Origin of the sequence: Bacillus sp. JJ1773 (genome assembly GCF_036962035.1) — a bacterium.
In the GTDB taxonomy this organism is placed as follows: domain Bacteria; phylum Bacillota; class Bacilli; order Bacillales; family Cytobacillaceae; genus Cytobacillus.
In genome coordinates, this window is sequence record NZ_JBALNX010000010.1 from 142,086 (window position 1) to 160,526 (window position 18,441).

At 36.9% G+C, this 18,441-nt stretch carries 17 protein-coding genes and 1 other annotated feature; of the genes, 15 read left to right on the top strand and 2 right to left on the bottom strand.

The window, feature by feature from the left end:
- Window positions 1-162 precede the first annotated feature (162 nt).
- The 6 genes from V7127_RS02855 (at window position 163) to V7127_RS02880 (ending at window position 5,615) form a co-directional block, all read left to right on the top strand.
- On the top strand, window positions 163-996 hold the full coding sequence (locus V7127_RS02855; RefSeq protein ID WP_335483396.1) for a polysaccharide deacetylase family protein: 834 nt from the start codon (window positions 163-165) through the stop codon (window positions 994-996).
- Between the two features lie 16 nt (window positions 997-1,012).
- Window positions 1,013-2,200 (top strand): glycosyltransferase family protein, encoded by a 1,188-nt coding sequence (locus V7127_RS02860; protein ID WP_335483398.1) that lies wholly within the window; start codon window positions 1,013-1,015, stop codon window positions 2,198-2,200.
- Between the two features lie 20 nt (window positions 2,201-2,220).
- Window positions 2,221-3,429 carry a glycosyltransferase family protein gene (locus V7127_RS02865; RefSeq protein ID WP_335483400.1) on the top strand — a complete coding sequence of 403 codons (1,209 nt, stop codon included), beginning with the start codon at window positions 2,221-2,223 and terminating at the stop codon, window positions 3,427-3,429.
- A 51-nt stretch (window positions 3,430-3,480) separates the two neighbouring features.
- Window positions 3,481-4,308 (top strand): hypothetical protein, encoded by an 828-nt coding sequence (locus tag V7127_RS02870; protein ID WP_335483402.1) that lies wholly within the window; start codon window positions 3,481-3,483, stop codon window positions 4,306-4,308.
- Window positions 4,309-4,436: 128 nt separating this feature from the next.
- Window positions 4,437-5,396 (top strand): BMP family ABC transporter substrate-binding protein, encoded by a 960-nt coding sequence (locus V7127_RS02875; RefSeq protein WP_335345193.1) that lies wholly within the window; start codon window positions 4,437-4,439, stop codon window positions 5,394-5,396.
- A 24-nt stretch (window positions 5,397-5,420) separates the two neighbouring features.
- On the top strand, window positions 5,421-5,615 hold the full coding sequence (locus tag V7127_RS02880; protein ID WP_335355196.1) for a ComZ family protein: 195 nt from the start codon (window positions 5,421-5,423) through the stop codon (window positions 5,613-5,615).
- A gap of 40 nt (window positions 5,616-5,655) precedes the next feature.
- On the opposite strand, the gene V7127_RS02885 is transcribed toward V7127_RS02880, so the two are convergent.
- Window positions 5,656-6,039, bottom strand: coding sequence for a hypothetical protein (locus tag V7127_RS02885; protein ID WP_335355197.1), 384 nt, complete (start codon window positions 6,037-6,039; stop codon window positions 5,656-5,658).
- Between the two features lie 265 nt (window positions 6,040-6,304).
- On the opposite strand from V7127_RS02885, the gene V7127_RS02890 reads away from it, so the two are divergent.
- The 9 genes from V7127_RS02890 to V7127_RS02930 all read left to right on the top strand — a co-directional run bounded on the left by V7127_RS02890 (window position 6,305) and on the right by V7127_RS02930 (window position 16,633).
- Entirely contained in the window at window positions 6,305-7,237 is a 933-nt protein-coding gene (locus V7127_RS02890; protein WP_335348000.1) for a beta-ketoacyl-ACP synthase III, read from the top strand.
- Between the two features lie 77 nt (window positions 7,238-7,314).
- Window positions 7,315-8,553, top strand: coding sequence for a beta-ketoacyl-ACP synthase II (fabF, locus tag V7127_RS02895; RefSeq protein ID WP_335354493.1), 1,239 nt, complete (start codon window positions 7,315-7,317; stop codon window positions 8,551-8,553).
- Window positions 8,554-8,775: 222 nt separating this feature from the next.
- Window positions 8,776-9,573 (top strand): DUF2268 domain-containing protein, encoded by a 798-nt coding sequence (locus V7127_RS02900; protein ID WP_335347998.1) that lies wholly within the window; start codon window positions 8,776-8,778, stop codon window positions 9,571-9,573.
- Between the two features lie 308 nt (window positions 9,574-9,881).
- Entirely contained in the window at window positions 9,882-10,865 is a 984-nt protein-coding gene (locus tag V7127_RS02905) for an ABC transporter ATP-binding protein (RefSeq protein WP_335483404.1), read from the top strand.
- Window positions 10,862-11,884: an ABC transporter ATP-binding protein gene (locus tag V7127_RS02910; protein ID WP_335483406.1), complete on the top strand. Its 1,023-nt coding sequence runs from the start codon at window positions 10,862-10,864 to the stop codon at window positions 11,882-11,884. The genes V7127_RS02905 and V7127_RS02910 overlap by 4 nt, the downstream gene beginning before the upstream one ends.
- A gap of 145 nt (window positions 11,885-12,029) precedes the next feature.
- Window positions 12,030-13,703 (top strand): peptide-binding protein, encoded by a 1,674-nt coding sequence (locus V7127_RS02915; RefSeq protein WP_335483408.1) that lies wholly within the window; start codon window positions 12,030-12,032, stop codon window positions 13,701-13,703.
- A gap of 137 nt (window positions 13,704-13,840) precedes the next feature.
- The gene (locus V7127_RS02920) at window positions 13,841-14,791 is read left to right on the top strand and encodes an ABC transporter permease (RefSeq protein ID WP_335483410.1); all 951 of its coding nucleotides are present in this window, start codon (window positions 13,841-13,843) and stop codon (window positions 14,789-14,791) included.
- Between the two features lie 21 nt (window positions 14,792-14,812).
- Window positions 14,813-15,718, top strand: a complete 906-nt coding sequence (opp4C, locus tag V7127_RS02925) for an oligopeptide ABC transporter permease (RefSeq protein ID WP_438823960.1) — start codon at window positions 14,813-14,815, stop codon at window positions 15,716-15,718.
- 168 nt (window positions 15,719-15,886) lie between these two features.
- A complete protein-coding gene (locus V7127_RS02930; RefSeq protein WP_335347992.1) occupies window positions 15,887-16,633 on the top strand; it encodes a YjbA family protein in 747 nt (248 codons plus the stop codon).
- Window positions 16,634-16,681: 48 nt separating this feature from the next.
- On the opposite strand, the gene trpS is transcribed toward V7127_RS02930, so the two are convergent.
- Window positions 16,682-17,671 carry a tryptophan--tRNA ligase gene (gene trpS, locus V7127_RS02935; RefSeq protein WP_335483415.1) on the bottom strand — a complete coding sequence of 330 codons (990 nt, stop codon included), beginning with the start codon at window positions 17,669-17,671 and terminating at the stop codon, window positions 16,682-16,684.
- 112 nt (window positions 17,672-17,783) lie between these two features.
- Window positions 17,784-18,005: a binding site (T-box leader), on the bottom strand.
- Window positions 18,006-18,441 lie beyond the last annotated feature (436 nt).

The window sequence follows — 18,441 nt, forward strand, 5'->3', positions numbered from 1 at the left end:
AATAAAATATGCCCCTCAATATAAAAATGATTGTATTTGTTACACGACTCTTTCATACTTTTTGATGTATTTAGTCAGAATCACTATACAACTCATGGGATTAAACATATTGTGGATTAGAATGTTTGATAATACTTGTACCATTGAATGGGGACGATTTCTATGAAGGAGTTTAAGGAAATAGAAGCAGGGCTGCCCATAAAAACGAAAAAGAGTAAATACAATTATTACACCATCTGTCATGGTGAAACATTAAGTCATATTTCTAAAAAATTTACAATACCTATTGAGCAGCTAAAAGAAGACAATCAATTAAAATCAAATTATTTATATGCAGGACAGCTAATAAAAATAAATCGAAAAGTTTTGACTGAGACAATATCCTTACCCTCGGTATTAATTTCAAATGGATTCACTAATAAAAATGAAATTTCATTGACCTTTGATGCAGGCGCAGGCGCTGAACATACAGGTGAAATATTAAACGTTTTAAAGAAACACCGTATTCAAACGACAATGTTTTTGACAGGAAAATGGGTCGAGCAATTTCCGAAACTTTCGAGACGTATAATCGAGGATGGACATGAAATTGCAAATCATTCATACAGTCATCCAGACTTTACAAAAATTCCATCTGATAAAATGACAGAAGAATTACAGAAAACTGAAGAGTGCTTCGAAAAGCTTCTCGGTACAAAAGGAATACCGTTATTCCGGCCGCCATTTGGAGCATGGAATAAATCTGTTCTTGAAACAGCTGGAAAGAATCAATTTCCATATACTGTTTATTGGAGTATTGATACGATTGATTGGAAAGAAACGTCAAGTGATGAAATAGGAGAAAGAATCATGACAAAATCAACAGGAAATGACATCGTCCTTGCCCATTTAAATGGAAAATCCACGGCAAAAGCAATGGAAGTTGTAATACCAAAATTATTAAATAAAGGACTCCAAATTGTTAAAGTAAGTGAGATGTTAAAAGAAACCAGGTGAAAGTAGGTGATTTTATATGAGAATTTTATTTTTGGAAAGCGATCCGATGTGGATTTATGGCCTGCCAAACGGATTTTCGGACGCTGGGCATGAAGTGATGGTATCCGGTCCGCTAATGGACTGGAGTTTAGAAGAGATGATTACAAGCTTTAAACCTGACTTGATTTTTACGATGGGGCACACGAGAGAACATTCAAAAGAAAGGAGGTTATTAATAAAAAAGCATGTAGCCCACTTAGGAATTCCTCATATTTATTGGGCTACAGAAGACCCCGGATACACTCTCACTTTTTCACTTCCGCTAATTGAAACAATTCAACCCGATTTTATCTTTACCATTTGCCCTCATCGTGTCAATTTTTATAAAGAAAAAGGTTACAAAGCAGCTCATTTAGACTTTGGCTATCACTCAAAAGTACATTTTCCAACAGAAATAGATTCTAAATACGATGTCTCACTTGCATTGGTGGCAAATGGATACCCGATGCTTTATAAAAAAAACCCCCTAAATTACAGATTTGAAGCATTGAGAAATCTTTTAAGCCCTTTTATAATGGAAAATCTTCGAATTGATTTTTGGGGACGTTATTGGCACTTTATGGGTCATATTATTGGCAAGGAGATTCCTAAACATTGGAATCATGGTTTTTTACCATATATAGAGGCAAATAAAGTATACAGTTCCGCAGATATCCTTTTAGGTGTACAAAATATGGACTCGCAAGTGACACAAAGGACATATGAAATATTAGGCTCAGGCGGGTTTCTGCTAACAAATGATACTTCTAAAATTCGAAGTCTTTTCACACCTGGTCAGGACCTTATTGTGACTTCCTCTCCCGAAGAAACAATTAAATTAGTAAAGCATTTTTTAGCCCATCCGGAGGAGCGTCTTGAAATAAAAAAGGCTGGTATTGAGGCAGTAAAGAAATATTCTTATTTAGAGCGAGCTAAGTATATTCTAGAAACAATTACGAAAGCCGGGCTTATATCAAAGGAAAAGGCTGCCCCAAGTATAGGTAACTGGGTCTTTTACCTTGACATTTTGCAAGCAAAATATGAAATTCATATCTTTAAGCCGAAGGAAAGCCTGCGGTCTATTTCGAAAAAATACAGAGTGAGTGTAAAGCAAATTAAAAAAATGAATAAACTGGCAACAGATATTATTGATGTCAAGGATTATATAAAAATAAGAGAAAGGTAGAATATAAAGGTGGAAGATGAATGCGAGTTCTTTTCATTGATAGCGGTAACCTCTGGCCACATACATTGCCAAAGGGATTTCATGCTAATGGACATGATGTAATGATTTCGGGCCCCATTACTAAGCAAAACTTGCCAAAAATATTGGCGGAATTCAATCCTGATCTTGCTGTTACAATAGGGTGGGGACCCGAGCATACATTTAGAAAACAAATTTTAATCAAGGAACAGATGACAACTAGAAATATCCCATTAATATACTGGGCAGTCGAGGATCCAGCCTATACAAAAAATTGGACGTTGCCATTAATCGAAAATATGAAGCCGGATTTCGTATTTACCATTTGCAGGGAAACATCATATGTTTATAAACAGCGAGGAATTCCATCTGCATTTTTAGATTTTGGGTTTGAAGAAACCATACATTTTCCTACCCGTAAATATCCGGAGTATAGTGCCAAAATTGCGGTAGTTGCTAATGCTTATCCAGATATATTATCGAAATATCCAGACCATTTTCGTCATGAATCAATTAAGCTTTTAATAAAGCCTCTTCTTAAAAATCAGTTTAGAATCGATTTTTGGGGTAATTACTGGGATCAAATGGGCTCATATTTAGGTTTTGACTTACCAAACGATTGGATTCACGGGCATCTTTCTTATACAGAAACTAATAAATTATTTAGCTCTGCCGACATCATCATTGGCTTGCAAAATTACCCGAATTTAGTTACACAGCGCACATTTGAGATTCTTGGTTCCGGCGGATTTCTAATTACACAAGATACACAAGGAGTCAGAAGCAGGTTCAAACCTGGAATGGATCTTGTTGTATCATCGTCACCTAAAGATACTGTCGATAAAGTAACCTATTATCTCGAACATGCCGATGAACGAAAAATCATCAAAAAACAGGGACATAAAACTGTTCAACCTAATTCTTATAAAGCTCGGGTAAGACAAATGATTGATATTTTAGTGGACGAAAAAATTGTTCATCCAAAGGTGGCGGCTAGTCGTGAGAAGCCTGAATTCATCTATTTTCAAGATTCGATTGATCAGCAATATGTAATGTATAAAGTGAAAACAGGTGATACGTTATTGAAAATCTCCCAAACCTTAGGGGTATCAATTGAAGAACTTAAAAGTGTAAACTCACTTCCAGATCATTTAATATATGAAAATCAAATATTAAAGATTAAAAAGCAAGCGACAGACAAAAAGAAATAATTAGTCGTTCATTTGCATAGTATACACTGAGAATAAATAGGGAGGCTTTGTATGGACAGGGCAGTCATAATTGGGGCATTTCAATTTTTAGGTTTTCATTTTTGTCGGTCTTTGCTGGATCAAGGTTTCGAAGTGTTAGGTGTTCGATCAGAAAATGGAGAAAAAGATGCGTATCTTATTGAAAAGCGGATGGAAATTGGCCGTAACGCTAATTTTAAGGAAATAATTATGTCCGATTTGGTCTCTCAAGTGGAGATCCATGCACAAACCTTAATTCTTATTGATTACTATAGTTTTTCTGCAACTGAACAAAAGGTTTTATTCAATAAAGATAATATACTTGAAAGATTTCTAAAAAATAACAAACAGAAAATAGCTGAAACCGATACTAGAATCATCTCTCTTTTCCCAATACAATGGCTTCATCAAAAGGATATAAATATCCAGCGCATTTTGGAAAATGAAATAATCAGTCACCGCATTTATCTCCCAACAATCTACGGACCTTGGCAGCCAAACTCCTTTTTATTTCAACAATCCTTAGAAAAATCATCAGATCCAGACCGGGAATTATCCATTCATGAATGTGAATGGATTCATGATACTTTGTACATTGCAGATATTCTGGATCCAATTTTAAAATTGGCTGAAACAAAATCTGCCGATGCTTGCACTTTGAAAAGCGATATTCCACACTATTGGAAAAAATGTGTTGACTTTCTTTCCATTCCTGCTGAAGTTCTAAAAATGATTACAATTAATTACCCATCAGAGCGGAATGAAATTAAGGTAAAGATCGTGAAGAACTGCACCCCTTATTCAGAGGGAATTGAAAATCAGAAAAGACATCTAAAGTTGATTGATGATGGCAGAATTTAATAGAATAGGAATAAAGTCTTTTCAAAACTTGGGTGCTAAGGGTAGAATGAAAATAGCTGGAAGTTTATTCTGGATTTTTTTGTTTAGAAAAACGTTATGGCTATTTCGGAGAGGCGGAACAAAGGGAGATGCAAAAATTATTTGTACGATTTGGGATCCTTCTTTTAAGTCTTCTTTTATTGGCCTCGTGCGGACAAGCAATGTCCTCAGGTAAACTAAAGAAAGCGGGCTTATTAATCCCTGATACGATAAATGATCAAGTATGGGGAACAAAAGGCTATAAAGGAATGTTAAAGATTCAATCCCATCATAATATTGAGGTTTACTATAAAGAGGGTATGAGTTCTCAATTAGTTGTCGAACGTGCGGTGAAAGAATACGACCAAAAGGGAGTTAATATTATTTTTGGCCACGGCAATGAATATGCGGAATACTTTAATCAGATTTCACCTAGCTATCCCCATATTCATTTTGTCAGCTTTAACGGAGATGCTGAAAATACCAATACGACAAGTTTAAATTTCGAAGGATATGCAATGGGTTTTTTCGGTGGGATGCTTGCAGGTCATATGACAAAGACTAATGCAATAGGAATCATTGCAGCATATGAGTGGCAGCCTGAAATTGAAGGCTTCTATGAAGGGGCAAATTATGAAAATCCTTATGTAGATGTCATGATTGAGTATGTAGGCAATTGGGATGATGATAGAAAAGCGATTGAACTATTAGATAAGGTAATGGCAAAAGGTGCCGATGTTATTTATCCAGCCGGGGATGGCTATAACGTTCCTGTCATCGAACAGATTAAAGAAAGGGGCCACTATGCAATCGGCTATATTTCTGATCAGTCAGATTTGGGTGAGTCCGCCGTTTTAACTAGCACGATCCAGCATGTGGACGTTCTATATGAAATAGTGGCAGATTTGTTTAACAAAGGGGAACTAAAATCAGGAAATCTGTCATTTGATTTTCAAGAGGATGTAATTACTCTTGGAAAGTTCAGCTCAGACGTGGACCAAGAATTTATTAATAAAATTAATACAGCCATTGCAGAGTATAGAGAAACTGGGGAACTGCCAAGTAAATAAAGAAAAGAAGGAGTTACATAATTCATGCAAACAACAGACAAAACGATGGAATTCATGCAAATTGCCATGAAATATCTTCCAGAAGCAAAACAGCAATTAGAAGAGGCTGGAGTAGAATTATCCTTGGAAATGATCCAGCCATTCATGAGTCTTTTTACAAAGGTAATGAATGAGGCATATGATATGGGAAAAGCAGAAGCGTTAGCAGAGAATAAATAATTTAAACCGGTCTTCATAAGAGGACCGGTTTTATTATCCACTAACCTTTCTTTTTGAAGAACTGATCAATAAAAGGAGTGACCTGTCGATATAATGGTTTTAATTGCTTAGCAGAACTAACAAGAGTGTCTATATTGTCCATTAGTTCAAGGAAATTGATGTTATTAACAACATGATTGAGATGGTTTGATAGGGAACTATTGTTTGTACTCCCTTTAGGTGAAGGATGATGCCTTTCACCAAACATCAAACTATCAATACGACTATGACTATACCTTCTATTTGAATTTTCATACTCCATTTCTTTAAATGTTTCATCAATGCCCATGTTCTCATTCGAGGGCTGCTCGATTGAACGGAACATTAATTGGTTAAGGCGATCTGTTTTTTTGAAATCTTGCTCTCTTTCCATTTCTGTATCCAACGGTTCTCCATCCCCTTTACAATTAAGCTTTTATATTAATTTATGTGAACTATTCATCAGTGTTTAGGCAATGGTGGATAAAAACTTATAAATAGTCTTTGATTAATCTTGAAATTTCACCTGTAAATTTGATAAAATTAGTACCAAGTCATAATATTTGATAATAATATTAATTATCGTTTATTGTATAAATGCTTTATAATTGAGCCAGTGTATATTTGTTATGGCTTTTACATTTAATAGTAGATAATAAGGGGTGGACTCCATGAATGCGGGGATTATTGGAATTGGCAGATGCTTGCCAGAGAAAATTCTTACTAATGCGGATTTAGAAAAAATGGTTGATACATCAGATGAATGGATTAGAACACGTACCGGTATTGAAGAAAGAAGAATTGCGGATGATGATACCGATACATCTGATCTCGCTTACGAAGCGGCAAGGAAGGCGATCGAGAACGCAAATATTTCACCGGAAGATTTAGATATGATCATAGTTGCAACCGTTACACCTGACCGTCCTTTCCCATCTGTTGCTTGCATGCTTCAGGAAAGGCTGGGGGCTGTCAAAGCTGCCGCGATGGACGTTAGTGCTGCATGTGCTGGATTTATGTATGGAATTGTTACAGCAAAGCAATTTGTGGAGGCTGGCACTTATAAGCACGTATTAATAGTAGGGGTTGAAAAGCTTTCAAAAGTCACAGATTGGGAAGATCGAAATACTGCTGTATTATTCGGGGATGGTGCCGGTGCCGCTGTCATTGGCCAAGTATCTGAGGGCAGAGGAATCCTATCCTTTGAACTAGGCGCCGATGGAACAGGCTCAAAGCATTTATATCAGGATGAATATATTATTATGAACGGTCGCGAAGTATTTAAATTCGCAGTCCGCCAAATGGGTGAAAGCTGTGTAAACGTATTAGAAAAAGCGGGTCTTACGAAAGAGGATGTTGACTTCTTAATCCCTCACCAGGCCAATATCCGGATTATGGAAGCATCGAGACAGCGTCTTGATTTGCCCGAAGAAAAAATGTCAAAGACGATTCACAAATATGGAAATACATCAGCGGCGTCTATTCCTATTTCCATCGTTGAGGAATTAGAGGCAGGAAAGATTAAAGATGGAGACTTAATTGTGATGGTCGGTTTCGGCGGCGGATTAACATGGGGTGCCATCGCTATGCGTTGGGGCAGATAGGCAGAATTCCACTAAGTACTATAATTATCGTAAGAATGTTCGTTAAATATCTATAATAGCAAAGGAGATATAAATTAATGAATAAACGTAGAGTTGTTGTTACTGGCATAGGCGCTGTAACACCGCTTGGGAATGAAGTAGAAACTACTTGGAAAAATATCCTTGCAGGTGTATCAGGTGTAGGGCCTTTAACAAGAGTTAATGCAGATGAATACCCAGTTAAGGTTGCTGCGGAAGTAAAGGATTTTAATGTCGAAAATTTCATGGAAAAAAAGGATGCTAGAAAAATGGACCGCTTTACACATTATGCGGTTGCAGCGTCTTTAATGGCGGTAAAGGATGCAAATTTATCGATCAATGAAGAAAATGCTGATCGTGTTGGTGTTTGGATTGGCTCAGGAATTGGCGGCATGGAGACATTCGAAAATCAATTCGAAACATTTCTAAATCGCGGTTACAGAAGGGTTAGCCCATTCTTCGTTCCTATGATGATACCTGATATGGCAACAGGACAAGTGTCCATCACTCTAGGTGCTAAAGGATTTAATTCATGTACAGTTACAGCATGTGCAACGGGCACAAACTCTATTGGCGATGCCTTTAAAGTTATTCAGCGCGGTGATGCCGATGCAATGGTAACAGGTGGAGCTGAAGCACCGATTACGAAAATGTCAGTTGCAGGATTTTGTGCAAACACTGCATTATCAACAAACCCAGATCCGAAAACAGCTAGCCGCCCATTTGATAAAAATCGTGATGGGTTTGTTATTGGCGAAGGAGCTGGAATCGTTGTTCTTGAGGAGCTTGAACATGCTCTTGCCAGAGGCGCAAACATCTACGCTGAAATTGTAGGGTATGGTGCCACTGGTGATGCTTACCATATTACAGCACCTGCACCAGAAGGAGAAGGCGGAGCCCGAGCTATGAAAATGGCTATCAATGATGCTGGTTTATCACCAGAGGATATTGATTATATTAATGCTCATGGAACTAGTACGGATTACAACGATAAATTTGAAACAATGGCAATTAAGGCGGTATTTGGAGATCATGCTTATAAGTTGGCTATAAGCTCTACGAAATCAATGACTGGCCACCTTCTCGGAGCGGCTGGCGGTATAGAAGCTATTTTCACTGTTTTAGCTATGAAGGAAGGTATTTTACCGCCAACCATTAATTACGAAACGCCAGATCCAGAATGTGATCTTGATTATATTCCAAACGAGGCTAGAAAGAAAGAAATTAGAGCAGCAATCAGTAATTCATTAGGCTTTGGCGGCCATAATGCAACGATTGCATTTAAAAAATACGAATAATGATAAAAAGAAGAAGGTCAAAATCTTTGGATTTGGTCTTCTTCTTTTTTAATTTAAGTTAAATCTGGGACTTTCGCAAATAAATCTATTGCTTTCGCAAATAAAATCGTGACTTTAGCAAATAAATCTCCGCTGTCTTTTTGTTCAACCCCCTTATTAACAAAAGAGACCACTTTTCATAAACTAAATATAAATGATCAATGTGAGGAGGGTATCCAGATAATGGCGGTAGTACGTACGGACCTGTGGCTTGATGATGATTTCTCTAACTGTGAGAACATATGCGCAAGGTTCTCAAAATCGTTTTCCGGAGACAGCCCTAATAAAATTTATAAATACTTAAGTCAATTTGGTATGTACAAACCAAATAGGCAAAGCTATGAAAATTTTACCGAGCTTAAAAAGCGGAATTACTGGAAAAAAGTCGAGGCGATATTTAGAAAGTACAAGAAAGAATGGAAAGGTCCTGATATTCCCATCTATATTTTTCCAATGGCATCCATAAACTCGTTATTTTCCCAAGTGAAAACGACTAAATCCGGTGTAGCCTTCAAAGATAAATTATTCCTTTTTCTCACACCTTTAGAGGATGATCTAGAGCTGGAGGCCTTATTCATACACGAGTATCACCATACATGCAGACTTCAGCATCAAAATAAAAAGATAGAGGATAACACATTAATCGATTCTATGATATTAGAAGGGCTTGCAGAGCACACAGTTAAAGAATACTGCGGGCAAGACTATTTAGCATACTGGTGTAAAAGTTATTCTAAGAAAGAAATTCTTTATTTTTGGGAAAGGTTTTTAAAACAGCAAAGAAGCACGAAGAGGTTTTCTAAACTGCATGATGATATTCTTTTTGGCAGAGGGACATATCCTAAAATGATAGGCTATTCCGCTGGTTTTGTATTCGTTTCCATGTACAAAGAGAAAAAGGATCTTTCTTTGCAAGAATCATTTAAATTAGATTCAGAAACTTTTATTACTAGCCTTTTAAAAGAAAAAACAACTGAATAAATGCCTGATTTTAGCTGGATCTAACAGGACCCAGCTTTTTATTTTTTACTAGATAAGAACAGTGCAATAGATATTTTTTGAATTTTACACTAAATATATTGTATATAGAAAATAGAATATTATAAATAATTCTTGAATTCGTAATCTTTCTGTAATAATATACAATTAAACACTCAAATAATTCCATTTTAGATAATATCTATAAAATATGTAAAAAAGATATTTTTGAATATTAACTAGGGACTTTTTGGAGGTTCTTTTCTAAAAGACAAGTTGCCCAAAACTACTGATTTTGGACGGAGGGTATTATGACAGCATTATTGGAATTAAGAAACTTAAAAACATACTTTATGAAAAAGAAAATAAATATTCCTGCTGTTGATGGCGTTGATTTAAAAATACATAAAGGTGAGACAGTCGCACTTGTTGGAGAATCAGGATCAGGAAAGAGTATTACTTCCCTCTCAATAATGCGCCTAATCCCAAGTCCGCCCGGAAAAATTGTGGACGGTGAAATCCTTTTTGACGGAAAGGATTTAGCTAAGCTTTCCGAAAATGATATGTGTAAGATCCGTGGGAATGATATCTCTATGATTTTCCAGGAGCCAATGACATCATTGAATCCTGTTTTGACAATTGGAGAACAAATTATTGAGGTTCTGATGTACCATCAAAAAATGTCTAAAAGCATCGCGAGAAATCGAGCCATTGAAATGCTTGAACTTGTAGGATTTTCTCGTGCAAAAGCGCTCATTGATGAATATCCCCACCGGCTTTCAGGCGGCATGAGACAGCGTGTCATGATTGCAATTGCCATGAGCTGTAATCCAAAGCTTCTTATTGCGGATGAGCCGACCACAGCCCTTGACGTTACAATTCAAGCTCAGATTCTAGACTTAATGAAAGACTTAAGCCAAAAATCCGAAACTTCTATCCTAATCATAACCCATGATTTAGGTGTTGTTTCTGAAATTGCGGATCGTGTAGTTGTTATGTACTGTGGTCAAGTGGTAGAAGAAGCCAGTGTAGATGATTTATTTGATGAACCACTACACCCTTATACAATCGGATTAATGGGATCGATTCCATCACTTGATGCAGATATAGATCGCCTTTATTCAATCGAAGGAACGGTTCCTCCTCCAGAGCACTTTCCGAAAGGATGCCGTTTTGCACCTCGCTGCCCACATGCGTTTGATCGATGCCATAGCGAAGCACCTGAGTTAAAGCCAATTAAAGGCTCAAGATCGGCACGCTGCTTTTTACATGTGGAAAAGGAGGCTACACTATGAATGCAACAACCTCATTAGGTAAAAAGGAGCAAGCATACACGAAAGATTCGGAATATATATTAGATGTTAAGGACTTAAGGAAGCATTTTCCTATTAAAGCTGGCTTTTTACAAAGGACCGTAGGGTCTATTAAAGCAGTAGATGGATTGAGCTTTAATGTAAAAAGAGGAGAAACGATTGGAATTGTTGGTGAATCGGGCTGTGGAAAATCAACCGCAGGACGGACACTAATTCGACTGTATGAACCAACTAGCGGGGATATTATCTTTAAAGGTCAGAATATTTCAAAAATGAGCGAAGGAGATCTTCGTCGGACAATCAGAAAAGATATCCAAATGGTTTTTCAGGATCCGTATGCGTCATTAAATCCTAGGAAGACATTGAAATCTATTCTAAGTGAGCCAATGGTTACCCATAATTTATATGGCGGGAAGGAAAGACAGGAGGAAATTCAAGATCTCCTTGATAAGGTAGGCCTTAACCCGCTGTTTATTAATCGATACCCTCATGAGTTTTCCGGTGGACAAAGACAAAGGATTGGGATTGCCAGGGCTCTTGCGGTAAATCCTGATTTAATCATTGCTGATGAGCCTGTGTCCGCACTCGATGTGTCCATCCAGGCGCAAATTATTAACTTAATGGAGGATTTGCAATCGGAATTAGGATTAACATATGTGTTCATATCCCATGATCTAAGTGTCGTTCGTCACATTAGCGACAGGGTTGGGGTCATGTATTTAGGAAAAATCATGGAATTTGCGGGTAAAAAGGATTTGTACGATGATCCGCTTCATCCATATACTCAGGCACTTATGTCAGCCGTTCCAGTACCAAAGAAAAAAGGTGTACAGGCAAGAGAAAGAATTATTCTAAAAGGCGATTTGCCTAGTCCGGCAAATCCGCCCCAAGGCTGTGTTTTCCACACTCGATGCCCTGCAGCAACGGAAATTTGCAGTCAAAGAGTACCTGATTATAAAGAGGTTAAACAGGACCACTTTGTAGCCTGCCACTTATATTAATTTCTGTTATTAAATGCCAGATAAACTCATTCCATGAGATTTATGCATTTAGTATATAAATCTTTGAAGGGGGGCGATATATTTACACTCGTTTCTCTGAAAAAAGGATTTAGATTTAAAAAATAAACCTTAAGGGGGAAAATGAATGAAAAAGCCAGCGTGGTTACTAGTAAGCCTTATGCTAGTATTGTCTATGTTCTTAGCGGCATGTTCCGGCGGACAGCAGACAACCCAGCCAAAAGAAGAGACACCGGCAAAAGAAGAAACACCGGCAAAAGAAGAACCGAAAAATGAAGGACCTGTTACAGGTGGAGATCTAGTAGTTGGTTCAACAGGTGCACCAACCATGTTTAACCCTTTATATTCAAATGATGCTTCGAGCGGTGATATTGAAGATATGATTTTTAGCAGTTTAACAGGTTCAGATATTGAACTTAATACAGTAACAGAAGGCAATCTTGCTGAGTCATTAGAGGCTTCAGAAGATGGTAAAGAATTTACTGTAAAAATTGTTGAAAATGCAAAATTCCATGATGGTGAGCCATTAGATGCGGATGATGTTGTATTTACATACAGCATTCCATTAAGTCCAGATTATGATGGTGTCCGTAAATCATATTTTGAAAATATCGAGAAGATAGAAAAAATTGACCAATATACTGTTAAATTTACTTTAAAGCAAGTAGATGCTCAATTCCCAGTAGTTAGTCTTGGATTTGGAATTCTTCCTGAGCATATCTTAAAAGATGTTCCGATTGCTGATCTTGGTGAGCATGAGTTTAACACGAAAAACCCAATCGGTTCAGGACCATTCAAATTTTCTGAGTGGAAAGACGGTGAATACGTAAAAGTTGTTGCTAATGATGATTTCTTTGATGGCCGTCCATACTTAGATTCTGTCACTTACAAGCTTGTTCCAGATGCAAACTCAATCCTTGCTCAGCTTCAAGCTGGAGATATTGATTACTATGCAGGTATCGCACAGCCAGACGTTCCAACGGTTGAAAGCTTTGCTGATGCAACTGGACTTCGTTTAGAGTCAGGTTTAGCCCTTTCCTATACTTATCTTGCGTTGAACCAGCGTGACGATAAGTTCAAGGACAAGAAAGTTCGTCAAGCTATTACACATGCAATTGACCGTAAAGCTATTGTTGAAAACGTAATGGCTGGATTAGGTGAAGTTGCACACGTTCCGGAAAGCCCATTAAGCTGGGCATATAATCCAGATGTACCAAAGTTTGAATACGATGTAGAAAAAGCAAAACAAATGTTAGCAGATGCTGGCTGGACTCCTGGTGCTGACGGCATCCTAGAAAAAGATGGCAAGAAATTCTCTATAGAAGTAAAAACAAACCAAGGAAATAAAGTTCGTGAGGATATCGTTGTTATTCTTCAACAACAATTAAAAGAAGTTGGCATTGAAATCAAGCCTCAAATCGTTGAATTCAGTTCATTAATTGCTGATATCGACCCGGGTGTATGGAATTTTGAAGCAATCGTATTAGGCTGGAGCCTAGGTATTGATCCAGATCCAAGCGGCATTTTCCATACGAAAGAAATTGAGCAAGGCCTTAACTTTACTGGCTACTCAAATCCAGAGCTAGATGTATTAATGGATGAGCAGCTGCAAGAGCTTGACAAAGATAAGCGTAAAGAAATGATTGGAAAAATTCAAGCTGGTCTTGCTGAAGATCAAGCATATACATTCCTATACTATCCGAAAGAATTCCGTGCACTTCCTAAAAATCTAGAAGGCTATGAATTCCATCCGAAGGCTCAAATGTACAATATCCACAAATGGTGGTTAAAACAAGAATAGAATCATTCCTAATAAAAAGTAGGGGATTGGATACCCTTCCCTTACTTTTTATTTTTCAAATACTGAAAATTCTACACGTTAAATTTTAGGTCGTGTATTTTAAATAAACTGAAAGTTAGCGAAAGGGAGAATAGACGATGGTTTCATACATTTTTAGACGAACATTAATGGCTATTCCCTTGTTATTCGGAATTACCATTTTATCATTTGCCATCATAAAAGCGGCACCAGGCGGACCTGTAGCAATGCTTATGGATCCAAAAATGAAGCCGTCGGATAAAGCTAAATTCGAAGAAAAATATGGATTAAACGATCCTATTCATATTCAATATTTTAAATGGCTTGGAAATATGGCAAAAGGTGATTTCGGTGAATCTTTAATTAAACGGGGAACTCCAGTAAGTGAACTTATTCTTAATAGGCTGCCAAATACGCTATTATTAATGGTTGTTTCATTTGCAATTGCGATTATCATTGCTATTCCAATTGGCATTTATTCGGCAATGCGACCCTATTCGCCACTGGATTATACGTTTACAGTCAGCTCCTTTCTCGGGGTTGCAACACCCAACTTCTGGTTAGGACTCATTTTAATTATGTTTTTTTCAGTTAAATTAGGCTGGTTCCCAACTGGGGGAGTGGCAACTTTAAATGAACCATTTAGTATTTGGGACCGTATACATCATTTAATTCTACCAGGCTTTGTTTTAGCGACAGCGGATTTAGCGGCTCTTACACGGTACACAAGATCTTCAATGCTGGATGTCCTAAAGCAGGATTATATCCGTACGGCCATGTCAAAAGGATTCAAAGAAAATAAAGTGGTCGTTAAGCATGGGGTTAGAAACGGTATGATTCCAATTATCACACTTTTTGGTTTAATGCTTCCATCCTTTGTTGGCGGAGCAGCCATAACAGAGAAGGTTTTTGCTTGGCCAGGTCTTGGGCAATTATTTATTGACTCTGCTTTTCTTCGCGACTATCCAGTCATTATGGCGCTAACCGTAATTTCAGCAGTGTTTGTTGTAATTGGAAATTTGCTAGCGGATATTTTGTACGCAATTTTCGATCCGCGTATCGAGTATTAAGGAGGGGTTTATTTGTCACAAATAAATGCGGAAATTTCACAAGATGATTTAAAATTAAACCCCCATTTAAAAAGCAAGCCTGATACTTTAACTAGAATATTTTTCCGAAAATTTATGAAAAATAAGTTGGCTGTTATAGGAGCCATCGTGTTGTTTATTATTATCATGTCATCCATATTGGCTCCAATCATTGCGCCATATAAATTTGAGGATATGAATTTATTGCATAAGTTAAAAGCGCCGGGTGCGGAATATTGGCTAGGGACAGATCGATATGGACGGGATATTTTCACAAGGCTATTATATGGCGGACGGATTTCTTTACTTGTAGGCTTTGGTTCTGTTGCCGGGGCTCTTATTATCGGGGTTAGTGTTGGGGCAATTGCTGGTTATTTTGGCGGAATTATTGATGCAATGTTAATGAGATTAGTTGATATTGTGATTTCAATACCAAGTCTCTTTTTATTAATCACAGTAGTCTCTATTTTTAAGCCAAGTACTTTTAACTTAATTCTTGTCATTGCTTTAATTAGTTGGACAAGTACTGCAAGGCTTGTGAGAGGGGAGTTTCTAACGTTAAGAACAAGGGAGTTTGTGCTTGCTTCGAAAACGATAGGGACTAAATCTTACAAAATTATTTTTAATCATATATTGCCAAATGCGATGGGGCCAATTATTGTTTCTGCTTCATTGTTAATTGGAAATGTGATTTTGACGGAAGCTGCCTTAAGTTATTTAGGACTAGGTATTCAGCCACCTACTCCTAGCTGGGGAAATATGCTTCAAGATGCACAAGATTTTACAGTTTTGAAAACAGCACCTTGGTATTCTTTTTTCCCGGGCTTGCTCATATTGATTACTGTTTTATGCTTTAACTTTATCGGAGATGGTCTCCGAGACGCCTTAGATCCAAAAACCCAAGATTAAAGATGAAAAGTCTCTGCCTGATTTTTACATAGGGGAGGCTTTTATTTTTTGTTTATTTATCGTTGTACTGTTTGAAATATTTCCCTCCCTCTTACTAATTTAGGAATAATTTTACTTCCCTCTGCCCATACTGAGTGACAAATAGCTTGTTGAAGCGGGGGGTAAAAGATGTTATATCTTCACGATGTTTGGGTGAACTGGTTTGAAGGAGAAGAAAATGGATATAATGTTTGCCACTTTCATGAATGGCGTAAAGAAGATGGGGTAGAACTATTAGACCAAGTACCATTAATCAAAATTGATTCTGTTCTGTTTAATTACATTGAAAATGATTTATCGGAATTGCCTCAACAACTGTTAGATGATATTTATCAAAAGGCTTATTTAAGGAAGAATCATGAGCGTGTCCAATTAGACTATTGTTTTGTTGTATCAGATGGAGAGGGAATATTAGCAGTTGATACGATCGGCTACAATATTCCTATTCGAAAAAGCAGGCTCATTCCAAGACAGGAACAACTAGCCTATGAAATGCTTTCTAATCATGATGCCACACCATATTCCTTTAATGATCAAAGGGCATTAAAGAATTTTCATATTCTTTCTCCCTCACCTGAATTGATGGCTGGGCTTACTAGAAAAGAAAGACAATTAAAGCAACTCATGTTTATGGCGCTAGATCAGCTTTATTCTTCCAAAAATGTAGCTGAAGTCCGTTATTGGTATACCGAGTGGAGTCCAGAAAGCTATAAGGCTATTCAGCAAATGGCTTTTGAGGAGGCTTGGCTTCAGTTATTTGAACAGAGCAAATATGGATGGACGAACAAGCATGAGCAATTCTGTGAAAACTTAATTAAAGGACAACCATTTTTTGAGAAATTATGGGAAATGGAGCACGGTCCTAAAGTAAATTAAGAAGAAAGCAAAAAAATCTATCATCAACGTGATAGATTTTTTTAGCTTTTATCTTCTTTTTCTTCCTAGCCCCATTGCATTTTCCATCTTTTTTAGCATTTTATTGGCAACTGCTGCAGCTTTTTCAGCACCCTGATCTAGGATGTCATCGAGCTCGTTTGATTCCATAAGGGCATAGTATTTTTCTTGAATAGGTTTGATTTCATTTATGACTACTTCAGCTAAATCAGATTTAAAATCTCCGTACCCTTTTCCTTCATACATGTTTTCAATTTCACTAATTTCTTTTCCGGAAAAAATCGAATAAATCGAAAGAAGATTAGATACACCAGGTTTATTTTCTTTATCAAATTTCACGATTCCTTCAGAATCGGTTACAGCGCTTTTTATTTTCTTTTCAATTTGTTTTATATCATCAAGAAGGGTAATAGAAGCCTTCTTATTTGGATCGGACTTGCTCATTTTTTTAGTTGGTTCTTGAAGTGACATAATGCGAGCCCCAACCTTAGGGATTCGTATTTCAGGAATTGTAAATATTTCACTGTGTTTTTTATTAAATCTTTCTGCCAAATCACGAGTTAATTCTATATGCTGCTTTTGATCCTCTCCAACAGGAACGAGATCAGAGCTATATAGCAGAATGTCAGCAACCATTAAAGGCGGATACGTTAATAACGCGGAAGGAACCGCATCTCTTCCAGCAGCTTTGTCTTTGAATTGTGTCATTCTTTCAAGCTCCCCAATATAGGAAATACATTGCATCATCCATCCGGCTTGTGCATGAGCAGGTACTTCGGATTGTATGAAAAGGGTAGCTTTTTCTGGGTCAATCCCAACGGCTAAATAGAGTGCTGCTAAGCTTCGAATATTATTTCTTAGCTCCAATCTGTCTTGCGGGACTGTGATCGCATGCTGATCCACAATACAAAAATAACAATTATACTCATCTTGCAGTTCAACAAATTGCTTGAGGGCACCAATATAATTCCCTAGTGTAATGGTACCGCTTGGCTGTATGCCAGAAAAGATCGTTTTCATTCGTTTTCCTCCTTTAATTTTGGCTGAAAAAGAGACAGTACAAAAGATTAAGGCTCTAATATTAATTCTATGATAAAATTTTTGGACAAAAAAAGACCATTCATCCCTAATAGATAGGGACGAATGGTCCGCGTTGCCACCCTAATTACTCAATATGAGTCACTCTTTACTATGCTTAAAGCGCGCATAGAACCCCCTGTAACGTGAGGAGACGTCATTCGTTTAATAATAGAGGGCTCAAAAGTCCATTCGATCTACATGGTTACCTGTTTCCACCATCCACAGGCTCTCTTGAAACCAAAGTAAATGTACTACTCTTTCTCATAGCCGATTGCAATTATTTTATTACTCTTAAGAATATAACAAATGAAATAAATAATCAAGAGTAGCACACAATAAATTTAAACAGAAATCATTATATTCAGAAAGTTCTTTTTTCTAGAGGGTGTAAAAATCGACAAAATACCGCAAAAAAATTACTTTTTTTAAATTTTTTTATTGGTCTAAAAACTCCCATTTTATAAGTACTTTCTGTATAAATAAATTAATAGATTGCTATATTCGAAACAATCTGGACTTGCAATAATTTTTTTATGAAATTATAATTAATTTAGCAAACGAGTTCTTTACAAAATGATTACGATTATTACGAAGTGTTTACAGAATAAATGTGGGGTTTTTTATTATACTAAAAAAGTAAGTTTTAACTATTAAATAAAGATGCCAAATTCAAGCTGTCTGATTATTTATCAGAATATATGGATAATCAT

What these genes read in the sequence shown, in the direction of transcription:
- V7127_RS02880 (WP_335355196.1), top strand. Translation starts at nt 5,421, where the DNA reads ATGCAAACAACAGACAAAACGATGGAATTCATGCAAATTGCCATGAAA.
- V7127_RS02890 (WP_335348000.1), top strand. Translation starts at nt 6,305, where the DNA reads ATGAATGCGGGGATTATTGGAATTGGCAGATGCTTGCCAGAGAAAATT.
- V7127_RS02905 (WP_335483404.1), top strand. Translation starts at nt 9,882, where the DNA reads ATGACAGCATTATTGGAATTAAGAAACTTAAAAACATACTTTATGAAA.
- V7127_RS02915 (WP_335483408.1), top strand. Translation starts at nt 12,030, where the DNA reads ATGAAAAAGCCAGCGTGGTTACTAGTAAGCCTTATGCTAGTATTGTCT.
- trpS (WP_335483415.1), bottom strand. Translation starts at nt 17,671, where the DNA reads ATGAAAACGATCTTTTCTGGCATACAGCCAAGCGGTACCATTACACTA.
- V7127_RS02920 (WP_335483410.1), top strand. Translation starts at nt 13,841, where the DNA reads ATGGTTTCATACATTTTTAGACGAACATTAATGGCTATTCCCTTGTTA.
- V7127_RS02900 (WP_335347998.1), top strand. Translation starts at nt 8,776, where the DNA reads ATGGCGGTAGTACGTACGGACCTGTGGCTTGATGATGATTTCTCTAAC.
- V7127_RS02875 (WP_335345193.1), top strand. Translation starts at nt 4,437, where the DNA reads ATGCAAAAATTATTTGTACGATTTGGGATCCTTCTTTTAAGTCTTCTT.
- fabF (WP_335354493.1), top strand. Translation starts at nt 7,315, where the DNA reads ATGAATAAACGTAGAGTTGTTGTTACTGGCATAGGCGCTGTAACACCG.
- V7127_RS02865 (WP_335483400.1), top strand. Translation starts at nt 2,221, where the DNA reads ATGCGAGTTCTTTTCATTGATAGCGGTAACCTCTGGCCACATACATTG.
- V7127_RS02870 (WP_335483402.1), top strand. Translation starts at nt 3,481, where the DNA reads ATGGACAGGGCAGTCATAATTGGGGCATTTCAATTTTTAGGTTTTCAT.
- V7127_RS02910 (WP_335483406.1), top strand. Translation starts at nt 10,862, where the DNA reads ATGAATGCAACAACCTCATTAGGTAAAAAGGAGCAAGCATACACGAAA.
- V7127_RS02930 (WP_335347992.1), top strand. Translation starts at nt 15,887, where the DNA reads ATGTTATATCTTCACGATGTTTGGGTGAACTGGTTTGAAGGAGAAGAA.
- V7127_RS02855 (WP_335483396.1), top strand. Translation starts at nt 163, where the DNA reads ATGAAGGAGTTTAAGGAAATAGAAGCAGGGCTGCCCATAAAAACGAAA.
- V7127_RS02860 (WP_335483398.1), top strand. Translation starts at nt 1,013, where the DNA reads ATGAGAATTTTATTTTTGGAAAGCGATCCGATGTGGATTTATGGCCTG.